The sequence below is a fragment of the Streptomyces sp. 3214.6 genome, from assembly GCF_900129855.1.
Taxonomy (GTDB): domain Bacteria; phylum Actinomycetota; class Actinomycetes; order Streptomycetales; family Streptomycetaceae; genus Streptomyces; species Streptomyces soliscabiei.
Window position 1 is genome coordinate 2,175,972 of record NZ_LT670819.1, and the last position, 14,142, is coordinate 2,190,113.

General features: G+C 72.0%; 11 protein-coding genes. 5 read left to right on the top strand and 6 right to left on the bottom strand.

The features are described from left to right. Positions 1–72: 72 nt before the first annotated feature. Positions 73–831: a 4'-phosphopantetheinyl transferase family protein gene (locus tag B5557_RS09715; protein ID WP_231976319.1), complete on the top strand. Its 759-nt coding sequence runs from the start codon at positions 73–75 to the stop codon at positions 829–831. On the opposite strand, the gene B5557_RS09720 is transcribed toward B5557_RS09715, so the two are convergent. From B5557_RS09720 to B5557_RS09740, 5 genes are all read right to left on the bottom strand, one after another. Beyond that, complete coding sequence (locus B5557_RS09720) at positions 828–2,174, bottom strand: NAD(P)/FAD-dependent oxidoreductase (RefSeq protein WP_079658732.1); 1,347 nt, start codon at positions 2,172–2,174, stop codon at positions 828–830. The genes B5557_RS09715 and B5557_RS09720 overlap by 4 nt on opposite strands. A 5-nt stretch (positions 2,175–2,179) precedes the next feature. Further along, positions 2,180–2,452, bottom strand: coding sequence for a hypothetical protein (locus B5557_RS09725; protein ID WP_079658733.1), 273 nt, complete (start codon positions 2,450–2,452; stop codon positions 2,180–2,182). A gap of 60 nt (positions 2,453–2,512) precedes the next feature. Then, the gene (locus tag B5557_RS09730; RefSeq protein WP_079658734.1) at positions 2,513–3,994 is read right to left on the bottom strand and encodes an amino acid adenylation domain-containing protein; all 1,482 of its coding nucleotides are present in this window, start codon (positions 3,992–3,994) and stop codon (positions 2,513–2,515) included. After that, complete coding sequence (locus B5557_RS09735; RefSeq protein WP_079658735.1) at positions 3,991–5,130, bottom strand: acyl-CoA dehydrogenase family protein; 1,140 nt, start codon at positions 5,128–5,130, stop codon at positions 3,991–3,993. Before B5557_RS09735 ends, B5557_RS09730 begins: the two co-directional genes overlap by 4 nt. Before the next feature lie 277 nt (positions 5,131–5,407). Then, the gene (locus B5557_RS09740; protein ID WP_231976320.1) at positions 5,408–6,175 is read right to left on the bottom strand and encodes a thioesterase II family protein; all 768 of its coding nucleotides are present in this window, start codon (positions 6,173–6,175) and stop codon (positions 5,408–5,410) included. Between the two features lie 197 nt (positions 6,176–6,372). Here B5557_RS09740 and B5557_RS09745 point away from each other — a divergent pair, with 197 nt between their 5' ends. Continuing rightward, positions 6,373–8,466, top strand: a complete 2,094-nt coding sequence (locus B5557_RS09745) for an acyl-CoA dehydrogenase (protein WP_159424363.1) — start codon at positions 6,373–6,375, stop codon at positions 8,464–8,466. 189 nt (positions 8,467–8,655) lie between these two features. On the opposite strand, the gene B5557_RS09750 is transcribed toward B5557_RS09745, so the two are convergent. Further along, positions 8,656–10,209 (bottom strand): IucA/IucC family protein, encoded by a 1,554-nt coding sequence (locus B5557_RS09750; protein ID WP_079658738.1) that lies wholly within the window; start codon positions 10,207–10,209, stop codon positions 8,656–8,658. A 113-nt stretch (positions 10,210–10,322) separates the two neighbouring features. Between B5557_RS09750 and B5557_RS09755 the strand changes: the two genes are divergently transcribed. The 3 genes from B5557_RS09755 to B5557_RS09765 all read left to right on the top strand — a co-directional run bounded on the left by B5557_RS09755 (position 10,323) and on the right by B5557_RS09765 (position 14,111). Then, positions 10,323–11,864 carry an IucA/IucC family protein gene (locus tag B5557_RS09755; RefSeq protein ID WP_079658739.1) on the top strand — a complete coding sequence of 514 codons (1,542 nt, stop codon included), beginning with the start codon at positions 10,323–10,325 and terminating at the stop codon, positions 11,862–11,864. A 157-nt stretch (positions 11,865–12,021) separates the two neighbouring features. Further along, on the top strand, positions 12,022–13,284 hold the full coding sequence (locus tag B5557_RS09760; protein ID WP_079658740.1) for a VWA domain-containing protein: 1,263 nt from the start codon (positions 12,022–12,024) through the stop codon (positions 13,282–13,284). Beyond that, positions 13,284–14,111, top strand: coding sequence for a hypothetical protein (locus tag B5557_RS09765; RefSeq protein ID WP_079664686.1), 828 nt, complete (start codon positions 13,284–13,286; stop codon positions 14,109–14,111). Before B5557_RS09760 ends, B5557_RS09765 begins: the two co-directional genes overlap by 1 nt. The last annotated feature ends 31 nt before the right edge of the window (positions 14,112–14,142 follow it).

The window sequence follows — 14,142 nt, forward strand, 5'->3', positions numbered from 1 at the left end:
AGTCCTCGCTCTACAATGATCTTCCGCAATTTCGGCATCGGGATCCCCGTGGGATACCGGAGAGGGCGACATATGAGTGAGCCCCACCTCGCGGGGTCCGGCTACGTCGCCGTCTGGGTGGCGGTGGGCGCGGCGCCCGGGGGTGAGCCGCTCAGCCTGGACCAGCGCGCCCGGCGGTATCGCCGGGCGCGGGCCACCGCGCATCGGGTCGGTCGGCAGCTGGTCGCGGCGTACACCTCATGTCCGCCGGACCGGCAGGCCTGGGAGCGCGACGCCCGGGGGCGCCCGTTGGTCGTCGAGCCCGGCGGCCTCCACGTGAGCCTCAGTCATGCCGAGGCCGTGGTGGCGGCCGCCGTGTCCCGGGACGCTCCGGTCGGCGTCGACGTCGAGCGGCTGCGGCCGCTGGCCGACCGCGGCGCGCTGGCCCGGACGGCACTGTCCGAAGCCGAGCTGAAGGCCGTGGACGAGCTGCCGGAAGCGCGCAGAGACGCACAGGTGCTCCGTTTCTGGACCCGTAAGGAGGCCGTGGCGAAGGCCCTCGGCACCGGGCTCGCCACGAACCTGCGCGGCATCGTCACGACGACGCACGGCGCGGTGGTGTCGCTTCCGGACGAGTGCGGCGACATCTCCGGGTGGTCGCTGGCCGACCTTGTGGTCCAGGACGAGGTGATCGGTTCCGTCACGGTCCGGGCGCCGGGTGTCGGGGTCGTGACCCGGACACTCGCACTCCCCGCGGACGCGGACCGAACCGGCCCGAGCGGCAGCGCCGGTCACGACCCGGAGTTCCCTGGCGACGGCCGTGGAGGCCGGGACCTGCGCAACACGCCCTAGAAGGCCGGGGCCAGGACCGGGGCGCGTAGGGAGCCCAGGTACGAGTGCCACAGGTGGGACGGGTCCTGCTCCACGGCGGTCACCGTCTCCCGCATGACGCGCAGGACCTCCGGCTCCTCCTCGTCGTAGAGGTCGCCCTGGAGCAGCCGGATGATGTCCAGCCGGTACCGCGGGTCCTGCACGAACGTGGTGAACAGGATGTTCAGCCGGTAGTAGACCGAGATGAACTCGTACCAGTTGCGGACGCCGTTGCGGATCGTCTTCTCGTAGGTGGTGAACCTGTCCCGCGAGAAGTCGTCGGCCTCGACGGCGGCGACGATGTCACGGCAGGCCAGCCGCGCGCTGTTGAGCGCGACGCTCACCCCGCTGGAGAAGATCGGGTCGACGAAGCGCGCGGCGTCACCGAGCAGCACGTACCGGTCGCCGCAGATCTGCCGCATGGCGTAGCTGTAGTCGCCCTCGACCTTGAAGGGCGTCACCTGCTCCGTCTTCCTCAGCGCCTCGGCCAGGTCCGGCCGGCTCTCCACGAAGCTCCAGAAGAACTTGTCGCGGTCCATGTTCGCCTCGGCGAAGCGGTGCTTCTGCGTCACGACGCCGACACTGGTGACGGTGTCGGTGATGGGGATCTGCCAGACCCAGGTGTCGCTGATCGGCAGGAAGTGCACGTAGATGTAGTCGACCTTCTCGGGGGTGTTGGCGACCGCGGACCGGTCGAGGCCGTCGAACCAGGCGTGGATGGCGTACTGGTTGAAGACGGGGTCCGCCTCCTTGATCCCGAGCTGCCGGCCCAGCATGGTCTGTCGGCCGGAGGCGTCGATGATCATTTTCGCGGTGACGTCCACCTCCTTGGGACCCAAGCGGCAGGTCAGGGTGACCTTGTCCGGGTCGTCGAAGTCCACGCGCTGCGCCCGGACCCCCTGGAAGACCTTGGCGCCCAGGCTTTCGGCGTGCTTGAGCAGGATGAGGTCGAACTTGCTGCGGTCGACGTGGAACGTGTAGTCCCGGTCGACGCCCGGCTGGTCGCGCTCACTGAACAGGATGTCGGCCGCGCCGAGCTCATGCGTGAGCGTGCTCGCCTGGCCGGCGGTGACGTTGCGCGACTGGGACGACGTCCAGGCCGCGCCGTACTTGCGCGGGAAGCCCGCCGCCTCGATCTTGTCCATCACCCCGGTCTCCAGCAGCACCCTCGTGGTGGCCGGGACCAGCGACTCGCCCACATGCGGCCGGGGGAAGTTCTCGCCCTCGAACACGGCCACCGACATACCGGCCTTGGCCAGATAGGCGGCGGCGCTGGAACCCGCCGGCCCACCGCCGACGATCACGACGTCATAGTCGACACTCATCGTTCTCAGGCACCTTCCGCAGGGACGGCCAGCAGGCCGCCGACGAGCTTGCTGATGGAGGCGATGTCTCGGAAATTCGCCGCGTTGATCGACGACAGCGGCACGTCGACCCGCAGTTCCTCCCGCAGGAAGTTCAGCAGGAGCGCGCTGTTCATCGAGTTGAGGACCTCCCACTCGAGCAGCGGGGTGGACTCGGTGAGTTCGCCTTTCGGGTCACCGTCGAGAAAGCTCTCGCTGATGAAGGCCGTGATCCGCGGTGTGACCTCATCGAGGGTCATTGCGCCGCCCCTTCTGCCGGTTTCTGCCGGGTGTCGGGAGATCGTTGACACGACTCCGGTTCATGAACTGCCTGTTCCGGACCCGCCGGCGCGCGCCTGCAGCACCAGCCGGTCGATCTTGCCGTTGCCGTTCCTCGGCAGCGGGGAGAGGATCCGCACCTCGTCCGCCACCATGTAGCGCGGCAGGCGCTGGGAGAGGTACTGCCGCAGTGCCAGGACGCCGAGGTCACAGCCGGATCGCGGAGCCGCGAACGCCACCAGGCGGGCGTCGACTCCTTCGCCCACCGCTACCGCGGCGGCCTCCGCGACGTCGGCGTGGTTCTCCAGCACGGACTCGACCTCGCCGAGCTCGACCCGGTGGCCGCGGATCTTCACCATCTGGTCGCGGCGCCCGACGTAGTCGAACGCGCCCTCGGGAAGGACCCGGACCAGGTCACCGGTACGGTAGGGGCCGCTGTGCGGCGGTCGGCCCCAGTAGCCGGACATCACCGTGGGGCCGTCCACGACGAGTTCGCCCTCCTCGCCCACGGTCGCGACTCCTCCGTCGTCCCGCAGCGCCCAGACCCGGTCGCCGCTCGCGGCGATGCCGATCGGCACCGGACGGTCGCGGTCCAGGTCCGCCTTCGTGACCTCGTGGTAGGTGCACACGTTGGTCTCGGTCGGGCCGTAGAGGTTCATCATCCGCGCACCGGTCCAGCCGGCCAGGTCGCGGAGTTGCGCGATGGGGAACGGCTCACCCGCGAACAGGACGGTGTGCAGCGTCTCGGGCGCCGGACGGTCGAGGAGTCCGCCGTGCCGCATCATCACCGCGAGGGCGGACGGCACCGAGTACCAGACGCCGATCCGCTCGCGGTGGAGGAACTCGACGAGCTGCATCGGCGCGAAGGACAGCTCGGGGGGAACGAGATGCACCGAAGCACCGGCGCGGAACGCCACGTACAGGTCGAACACCGACAGGTCGAAGGCGAAGGGTGCGTGGTTGGCGAAGCGGTCGTCCTCATCGGGCGCCAGCAGGTCGTACGCCCAGTCGACGAAAGCCCGTGCGTTCGCGTGTGTCAGGCACACGCCCTTGGGTGCGCCGGTCGACCCCGACGTGTACAGGATGTACGCCAGCTCGTCGGGGCCCGTGGCGGCGTCGACGGCCGACGCCGGCTCGTAGGGGCCGTCGAGCTCCTCGTAGCGGACGTCCGGGCCCAGTTCGGCGGAGATCCGTGGAATCCGTGCGCCGTCGGTCAGGACGACGCGCGCCGCGCAGTCCCTGGCGATGGCCGCGACCCGGGCCACCGGGCTGCTGCCGTCGACGGGCACATAGGCGGCACCGAGCCTGAGGACGGCCTGCGTCGCCGCCACCGTCGCCGGGCTCTTGCCCGCCCAGAGCACGACACGGTCACCGCGCCGGACGCCCTGACGGGCGAGCCTGGCGGCGATCGCGTCGGCCGCGGCATCGAGCTCGCCGTAGGTGAGGGCGCCGGACGGCCCGCTCACGGCCGGCGCGTCGGGCCTGCGTGCGGCGGCCTCGATGACGAGTTGATGGAGGGTCACAGGCCTGCCTCTCTCGCGATGAGCTCCAGCTGGATCTCGGTCGTCCCGGAGAAGACGGTGGTGGGCAGGCAGTCGCGCAGCTGCTCCTCGATCCCGGTGTCAGCCAGGTAGCCGGCCGAGCCGAACAGCTGCATGGCGTCCAGGCTGTTGGCGACCGCGGCCTCGGAGACGGCGGTCTTCGCCATGGCGATCGCGGTGACGTCCGTACGGCCCTGGTCGAGCAGCCAGCAGGCGCGGTACAGAAGCAGCCGCGCGCTCTCCAGCCGCTGCCGCATCCGGGCGATCCGGTGCGACACCGCCTGGAACCCGGAGATCTTCCGCCCGAACTGACGCCGTCGGGTCGTACGGCTGACGCACTCGGCCAGCTGCCGTTCCATCAGCCCCAGGTAGGCGGCGAACAGACAGCCGCGCTCCCACGCCATGGAGTGCTGGAAGATCGCCCCGCCGCTGCCCTCGGCACCGAGCAGATACCGAGCCGGTACGACGCAGTCCTCGAACCGCACGCGCGCCGCCAGGCAGCCGTTCAGCCCCATCTTGCGCAGCGGCGGACCCACGACGACGCCGTCGAGCTCCCGCGGCACGGCGAACGCCGAGACGCCCAGGAACCCGGCGGACGGGTCCGTGACCGCATACGTCACGAACACGTCCGCGACCGGGGCATTGCTGACGAAGGACTTCTCCCCCGCCAGCACATACCCCTCGCCCGTGCGGGTGGCGGTGGTACGGATCCGCCCGATGTCCGAGCCCGCCTCGTCCTCGGTCATGGCGTTCCCGGCGATCAGGTCGCCCGCCGCCATGCCCGTCAGCAGCTCCCTGGCCGCCTCGTCCGTCCCGAACTCCCGGACGGGCACGGCACACGACAGCAGGTGCGCCGCGACCCCGAACACCAGGCCCATGTCGGAGCAGGAGCGGCCGAACGCCTCGAGGCCCAGCGCCGTGTCCAGCGCCCCCAGCCCCGCCCCGCCGTGCTGCTCGGACAGACACAGTCCCGTCAGTCCGACGCCCGCCGCGTCCTTCCAGGCAAGCCGCACCAGCTCCGGGTCGGCGGACGTCACATGCTCGGCGAACCGCTCGGCGACAGCCGCGCCGATGCCGGCGCAGCGTTCACGCTGAATAGGTGACAGCTCGAAGTCCATCAGTCGTTTTCCGGTGTGTATTCGACCGTTGCCAATTCAATCCCCCCGGAGACCGTATGCGGAAAGTGAGATGCAGCGACATTTGATTTATGTGGCCCGGTACACTCGGCAACGTTATGTTCCGGGCGAGCGGACCCCAACCCTTACCGCACCCTTAAGCGAAGAAAGGTGGGGCTAGGGGTGCGGCTAGGGGTGCGGTAGGGGTTTCGGTCAAGACGCAATCGACGTACGGTCCGCGCGAGAGACCGCGAAGAATTCCGGGAGACGCACGGACGCGTCAGGCACGACCCGTCTCCTGCCGTACTCCGGAGAGCACGGACGAGATCACGTCGGACACCCCGGCCCGGCAGTCGTCCAGATAGAAGTGGCCGCCCGGGAAGATCCGCATGTCGAACCGGCCGAGCGTGTGCCCCGACCAGGCCGCCGCGTCGTCGACGGACGCCCTGGGGTCGCTGTCCCCGACCAGCGCGGTGATGTCGCACGACAGGGGTGGCCCGGCGTCGTACCGGTATGTCTCGATGGCCCGGTAGTCGGCGCGGACCGTCGGCAGGACGAGGTTCAGCAGCTCCTCGTCCGCCAGGATGCGCGGGTCCGTGCCGCCCAGCGCGCGCATCTCCGCGACGAACGCGGCCGTGCTCGCCCGGTGCAGCTCCTCGTGCCGCACCAGGGAGGGTGCCCGCCGGCCGGAGACGAACAGATGCGCCGGGGCGGCCCCCTCCTCCCGGGCGATCCTGCGCGCCACCTCGAAGGCGAGGATCGCTCCCATGCTGTGGCCGAAGAACGCGAACGGCTCCCCCAGCCGCGGCCGGATCGCCGCATGGATCCGGTCGGCCAGTTCGGGGATGCTGCGGACGCAGGGCTCGCCACCGCGGTCCTGGCGGCCCGGGTACTGCAGGGCCAGCACCTCGATGTCCCGAGGCAGCGACCTCGACCACGAGTAGAAGTAACTGGCGGCGCCGCCCGCGTGGGGGAAACAGAACAGACGCATACCTTCCGGCGCCTCGCGGTGGACGCGGATCCAACTGTCGTCGTCGGTATTTCCCAATGCCCTCACCTTTCCGAGCGCAGCACCCCTGGCCGATCCCTCAGTCGCGTTCGAGCCTATCCGCCGCCTTAATTCGGCGAACCCCTATCAGGCCCCTATTGTTCGGGGCCTCGCGTTGCCCGGCATTGACGCGGTCCCTACGCTCGGACCGACGGCGCGGCAATGGACACCGCAGGCGGGACGGGCGAATGCTCAGCATGGATGAAATCACCGAACTGTTGACCCGGCAGTGGAATTATCCTGACCTGGCGGACGGCGCCGCCCTGGCCCGGCTGTGGAGAACGGCCGCGGCCCGGGGCTGGTTCGACCCCGGCGACCTCACCGACACGGTCGCGCTGGTCCGGGCCACCGGAGCGGCGGCCTGCCCGCTGCCCGTGATGGACGGCTTCGTCGCCGCGGGCCTGCTGACCGAAGCCCCGGAGACCGTGGCCCGCATCCGCGCCGCGGACGTGCGGATCGTGGTGGCGCCGGCGGACCCGGCGGCCGAGACAATACCGTTCGCGGAGGGCGGGACGGCCGCCTCACATGTCCTGGTCCTGCCGCCCGCGGGCGGGCGCGCGTCGGTGCGGCCCGTGGAGTTCGCCGTCCCCCAGCCCGGGCTGGCGTCGCCCGCCTGGGCCCGGCTCCATCTGGGCGGTCCCGAGGCCGTCGTCGACGTCGGTCCGGAGCAGGCCGACCGGGCGCTCTCCCTGCTCCGGCTGGGCCTGACGGTACGGGCGATGGCGGCCGCGCGGCGGACTCATGACCGTTCCCTCGCCCATGCGAAGGTCCGTCGGCAGTTCGGCCGGCCGATCGGGGGGTTCGGGGCGGTCCAACAGCGTGCGGCAACCCGCGAGATCGAACTCCGCGCGGGCGAGCTCCTCATCGACGACGCCGTCCGCAGACACGGTGAGGACGCACCGGACCGGATCCTCGCCACGGAGCTCGCGGTGTGCCACGCGGTCGCTGTCGCACCCCGCATCCAGGTCAGCGCCCATCACAACCTCGGCGCGGGCGGGTACTTCGAGGAGCATGAGGCGCCCTGGCTGTTCCGCCGGGTGCACGCCGACATCGCACTGCTGCCGTCCTGTCCGCCACCGCTCGCAACGGTCGCCGACATCCTTCTCGGGTCCGCCGCCGGTCTGCCTGCCGTGGCGTCCACCGCGCCCGCGGCGGCGATGCGGGAACAGGTCCGCGCGTTCGGCGCCGAACACCGCACCGACGCCCGGGAGTTCGCCAAGGGCGACGATCCCGCGCTGGTGGCTGCCATGTCCGCGCGGAAGTGGTTCGGGATGACCTGGCCCACCGCCGACGGCGGCCGCCACGCCACGCTCGCCGAGCAGCTGGCCCTCCAGGACGAGACCGCCTATCACCAACTGCCGGTCGCCCACGCGATGGCTGCCGTCTCGGTGGTCGGCGCTCCCGTCGTCACCTACGGAACGTCCGAGCAGAAGGCGACGTATCTGCCCCGGATCCAGGACGGCACCCTGACCTTCTGCCTGGGCTACAGCGAGCCCGAGGCGGGGTCCGATCTCGCGTCTTTGACCACGACCGCGATCCGGGACGGCGACGACTGGGTGATCAACGGGACGAAGTCCTGGATCGCCAACGCGCACACGGCGCAGTACATCTGGCTGGCCGTACGCACGGACGTGGACGCGAAGCTGCCGCTGGCCGGGATCAGCATGTTCATGGTGCCGATGGCGTCCGCGGGGATCAGCACGGAGCAGCACCAGGCGCTGTCCGGGCAGATCTGCTGCACGGTGACCTTCGACGACGTCCGGGTGAGCGACTCCGCGCGGATCGGCCCGGTCAACCGCGGCTGGCAGGTCATCACGGACACCCTGACCGGTGAACGGCTGCTGCTGGCCAGCGATATCGCCGGGATGTGCCGTCGGCAGTTCGACGAACTGCTGGCCGCAGGCCGTGCCGATCCGGACCGTGTGCTCGGCCCGCCCGGGTCGGCCGGGCGAGCCAGGCTGAGCGGCATGGCCGTCCAGGTCCAGGCGGTGAACGTCCTGCTCGCCGAGGCGGCCGAGCAGGCGGAACGGGCCGAGCGGGCCGAGCGCGGTGCGGCGCACACCGCGCGCCTCGCCGCGGCCATGGCCGGCGTGCTGGCCGCCGAGGCGGCGGAGCAGCTCAGCCGCGACGCCCTGGAGATCCTCGGTCCCGCGGCGGCCCTGCACACACCGGACGCCCCCGGCGCGGGCATCTTCGAGCTGGGCCTGCGCCTGTCCGTCCTGGCCTTCCTCGGCGGCGGCACCAACGACGTGCAGCGCGGGCTGATCGCCCGAGGCCTCGGCCTGAACTGACCGCGGCGAAGTGTGCCCGCGTCGAGGAACCCCCTGCGGCACTCACTCGGCGTGGCTACGGCAGGGTCGCGCCGCCCGGGATCGTGCCGGGGGATCGGCCGCGCGTGACGCGACCCGGATCCGGCGGACGCTGAAAGGGTTCGCGTATCGACCGGCGGTCGCGTCGCGCGGCACACCGGCCGGGGTGGGTCAGCGGCCCGCGGCGAGGGGATTGGGCAACGGCAGGTAGCGGGCGTCCGCCCCGTCCGCGCCCGTCCAGCGCAGCAGCAGGTTCGTCTTGCCGGGCAGGGTGGACGCGGTGAGCAGGGCGGCGGCCTCGGGGAGATCGTGGCGGGCCAGCTCACGGCGGACGGCGGGCCAGGGGTCGACGCCGGGGTGGTGTGCGGCAAGGGCCGCGGCGACCTCCCAGAGGTGGTTCACGACCAGGCAGTACACCAGCCGCTCCCAGCCGGCCGCCCGCTCCACGTCCGGCAGCAGTTTCACGCCCTCGGCGTCCCGGAACAGGGCCTGCACGGGGGTGCCGTCGGCGTCGACGGCGACCAGGGTGTTCTGCAGATGCGCCTCCAGGACGACGCCGTGGTCGGCGAAGACCTGGAGCGCCGGCGGGACGACGACGGCCAGGTAGGCCTCCCACCAGGCGGCCGGGTCCGCGGTGGCGGCCAGAGGGCTGCCGTCGAAGCCCTCCACGAGGCCCGCGGCGAGCAGCGGGGTCGCGCCGGGCAGCAGGTGGTCGTCCAGGCCGTCACGGACCAGGACGGCGAGCTCCTCGAAGGCGAAGGCGGCGGTGCGGTAGCCGCGGTCGCTCAGCCAGGCGGCCGGTGCGCGGACCGCCCGCCCGTCGTCGGCGAGCGCCGCGAAGGCGTGGGCCGCGGCCGCGTCGGTGCGGCGCAGTTTCAGCAGGTCGTGGCGCCACAGTCGGCGGATGTCGTTGGTGATGCGGACGTCGAGGCTGAACTTCAGACACAGATCGCGCTCGGGCGCGTACACGGTGCGTACGGCGGCCGTCGGCCAGGCCTCGAAGTCGGTTGTGCCGAGCCGCAGCAGCCGGCCGTCGGCGAAGGCGGGCGCGAGCCGCGGGCCGGCCAGGTCGAGCTGCCAGGGGTGGGCGGGCAGCAGCCGGTAGCCGGGCGGCGCCTCGCCGAGCGCGTCCAGCGCGCAGGTGTCACCCTCCTCGACGACCAGATCCTCACGCAGGCCCAGCACGACCAGCGGGAACCGGGCGTGCGCCTCGGGGGCGTACGGCAGCCAGCCTGCGTGCGGGCCGCCGCCGCGCGCCTTGGGGGCGGGGTGGTGGGGGTGGCCGGTGATCAGTGCCTGCTCGGAACGCAGGTAGCGGGAGTCCGGCGGGGTGGCACGCGCGCGTGCGGTGAGCAGCGCGGCCACCGCGTCCCTGCTGTCGATCATCTCGGCGGGCAGCTCGTGGTTGGACAGCCCGGTGTGCCGGCGCAGCACGTCGCCTGCCAGTTTGACGAGCTCGGGGTGGCCGAGGCGGTGCCAGACGCCCGCCGCGTACACCTCGGGGTCGGCGGGCCGCCGGGCCCCGCGCACCCGCAGCAGACGGTCACCGGGCAGCCGGTACACGAGCCGGTCGTCGTCTCCCGGCGGTTCCGGCAGCGGTTGCGCGACCTCCCGCAGGAGGCAGTTGAGCAGCGGCGCGGCCGCGTAGGCGTCGGCGCGCTCGGCGACGCCGTCGGCGGGCGCCTCGGCGTCGGCGGGCGGAGGTATGAGGTCCACGCGATCCACTGGTTCCCTGGTTCCCTACGGTTCTTCCGGGCGGAGACGATCAGTATCGCTGTCGTCACGGCCCTCCGTGACGTCGTACCCGTACCACCAGCCCGTACCCCAGGAGCCCACCCGTGCACCGTCCCCCCACCGTCGAGGCCGAGCTCGCCGCGGAACTGGCCGCCGTACGCCCCGCTCTCGGCCCCCGGTACTCGGCCGCGCTGCCCGGGGCGCGGGCGGCCGTGCTGACCCGGCTGTGGCGGGCCCTGGTCCACGAGCCGCTGCCCTGGATCGCGCACCGGGAGGAGTCGGGGACGCGGAGCGTGCTGCGGCTGCGTGACGGCCGCCGTCTGCACGGTCCGCGCGCCGACCCGTACGCGACCGCCGCCTACGTGACCGAGGTGCGGCTTGACGGGGTGGCGTACGAGGATCCCGCGGCGTTGACGACGGCGCTGGCGGTGCCGCACGGCGGGGCCTTCGCCGCCGAACTCGGCCACAGCGTCGCGTCGTTGGCGCTGTCGCGGGCCGGGCAGGAGCCCGACGACGCCTTGTCGAAGGACCCGCGGGAGTGGCCGGTGCACGACTGGGAGTGGGAACAGCGGGTGGTCGACGGCCACCCCTACCACCCCAACTGCCGTGCGCGGCCCGGGTTCTCGGTCGCCGAGCAGCTGGCGTACGGGCCCGAGCACCGGCCGTCGGTACGGCTGGGTCTACTGCCGGTGCCGGCCGGTGAGTGCCTGGTGTCGGGTGAGTGGCCGGAGCCGCTGCGGGACGGGGGCCGGCTGCTGATCCCGGTGCATCCGTGGCAGGCGGCGCACGTGCTCAAACGATCCTGCGAGGAGGAGCTCGTCGCGCATCCGCTGATGGCGCTGCGCACGCTCGCGCTGCCCGGCGGGCCGCATGTCAAGACCGCGCTGAGCACCCGGCTGACGTCCTCGGTGCGGGACATCTCCGTCGGCTCCATCGCCGCCTCCGCGGCCCTGTCGGCCTTCGCGGAGAATCTGACGCCGCGCACGGACGGCCTGCTGCACATGACCCGCACGCTGGGCGCGGCCACCGCCGACTCCCCCGACCTGGCGGCCGTGTTGCGCGAGTCGCCGCGCGTGTACGGGGCGCCGGGCGAGCACGTCGTCCCGGTGGGGGCCCTCGCCGGAACCGAACTTCCGGGCTCCGCGGTCTGGTTGGCGCAGTTCGCACGGCTCGCGCTCACCGTCGGGCTGCGCCTGCTGGAACTGGGCGTGGCGTTGGAGGCGCACGGCCAGAACCTGCTGGTCGTGCTGTCGGCTTCGGGCGCGCCGCTGCGGCTGGTCTACCGCGACCTGGCCGACATCCGGGTCAGTCCGGCCCGGCTGGCCCGACACGGCGTCCCGCTGCCGGCCGACCTGCCCGCCCGGATCCTCACGGACGACGTCACGGCGCTGCGACGCAAGCTGTTCGGCTCCCTGGTCGCGGGCGCGCTCGCGGCGACGGCAGGTAGCCGCCCGGCCCTGCGGACGGCCCTGGAGTCGGCCCTGGGGGACCTGCCGCGCACCCCGGACCTCACGGCATTGCGCGAGGATCCGCTTCCCACAAAGGCACTGACACTGATGCGGCTGTCGCCGGGCGTACCCGGCGACCAGTGGACACTTCTGCCCAACCCGCTGTCCCCCAACCCGGCCCCGCCGAACACGAACTGACCACGTTCCCGGCGACCAAGTCCCACCGCGCCACCGAACCCGCCTGTGCGCGCCACCGAGGCCGCCGGTCCCACACGCGGCGTGATGCCGCCGCCGTTTCGTGAGCGGTGGTGTCGTCGTTTTGTGGCAAGACGCCTCTGATCAATAGGATCCGCCGATGATCAGAACACAACGGCTGGCGGCGGGCGTCTGCGCCCTGCTCGCCCTGCTCGCGGCCGGGATCGCGTTCCCGGCCGGGGCGGTAGCCGACGAGACCACCGCCCTCGCGCCCAAGGTCGACCTGGTCCTCGACGTCAGCGGTTCGATGCGGACGAAGGACATGGACGGCGGGACGCGGATGGCCGCGGCCAAGCAGGCGTTCAACGAGGTGCTGGACGCGACCCCGGAGAACGTTCTCCTGGGCATCCGCACCCTCGGCGCCAACTACCCGGGCGACGACCAGAAGACGGGCTGCAAGGACACCGCGCAGCTCTACCCGGTCGGCCCGCTGGACCGCACCGAGGCGAAGACGGCGGTGGCGACCCTGTCGCCGACCGGCTGGACACCGATCGGCCCCGCACTACTGAAGGCGGCCGACGACCTCGAGGGCGGCACCGGCTCCAAGCGCATCGTGCTGATCAGCGACGGTGAGGACACCTGCGCCCCGCTCGACCCGTGCGTGGTGGCCCGCGAGATCGCGGCCAAGGGCATCGGCCTGACCATCGACACCCTCGGCCTGGTGCCGAACGTCAAGATGCGCCAGCAGCTCAGCTGCATCGCCGAGGCGACCGGCGGCACCTACACGTCGGTGGAGCACACCGAGGAACTCACCGACCGTGTAAACCAGTTGGTCGACCGGGCCGCCGACCCCGTGGTGACGCCGGTGGCCGCCACGGGCGCCGCCTCCTGCACCAAGGCGCCCACCCTGAAGTCCGGTCTGTACACCGACCGCGAGGAGTTCGGCCAGGAGCGTTGGTACAAGGTCGACGTGGAGCCGGGCCAGGAACTGCGCGCCTCGGTGAGCGTGTCGGCGGACCGGGCCATGAACCCCGACTACGGGGTGCTGCTGCGGGCGGTCACGGTGCACGGCCGGGAGATCGTGCGCGGCGAGGCGTCCGGCAACGGCCGTACCGACGTCATCTCGACCGGTCTGCGCTACCCGAAGGCGGAGAGCGACGAGGACGAGGCGCCCGCCGAGACGGTGTGCGTGCAGGTGACCAATTCCTACTCGGCGGCGGCCGGCGTGAAGACCACGCCGGGCATGCCGCTGGAGCTGACCGTGGACGTGGTCGACGGCCCGTCGCAGGCGAGCGACGTCGCCTCCTTCGGCCTCGGCCGCGGCTGGTGGCTGCTGGGCGTCCTGGTGCTGGTCGGCTTCCTCGCGGGAGTGCTGTGGGGCTGGCTGTCACGCTGGCGGGTCGCGGTCTGGAGGACCAACTGATGCGGATCACACGCGTGTTGAACAGCGCCCTGCCCGCTCTGGGACTGGCGCTCGGGCTGACGCTCGGCCCGGCGGCGACATCGGCCACGGCCGACGCCACCCCGTCGGCGAGCCCGTCAGGCGACAGCTCCGCGCCCACCGAGGCGGGCACGTCGTTCCGTACGGCGACGGAGATCGACCAGGGACAGACGGCGACGGCGAGCGGCTCCGCGGGCGACTACCTGTACTGGTCGTTCCCGGCGGACTCGGGTCAACGCCCCACCGTGAAGGCGAAGGTGAAACTGCCTCAGACGCACACCGCGCAGACCTGGCAGGTCGACGTGTACGACGGTCTGCGGCGCCGCCAGGCCTGCCAGTACGGCGCCCAGACGCGCACCGCCGCCGTCGGCGCGACCTCCGTCGAGCTGGCCTGCGTACTGCGCACGGTCCGCGCCTGGTCGGAGCCGTGGGCGAACGACCCGCTGCCGGGCACGTACTACGTCCGTCTGACGGCCCTGGACCTGAAGGCGGGCGACCTGGGCCTGCCGGTCGACACCGAACTGCGGGTGGACTCCAAGGACATCGGTGGAGCCGCGGCCGTCGACGGTTCGCTGGCGAAGCCACTGGTTCCGGGTATCGCCGTGAAGTCCAAGGCGGAGAAGGACGATTCGTCGGCCACGGCCGTCCTGTCCAGCATCGAGCCGGATGACGGGTGGGCGTCCGGCTGGTGGTCCGACCGGTGGGTGTGGACCGCGATCGGCGCGATCCTGGCCGCCCTCGCCGGCATCGGCGGCTACACGCTGACGCGCGGCTCGGGACGACCGAGGAACGTACCGCCGGCCGCCTGACATCTGCTTGACGCACCATCAGAAGGCCTAC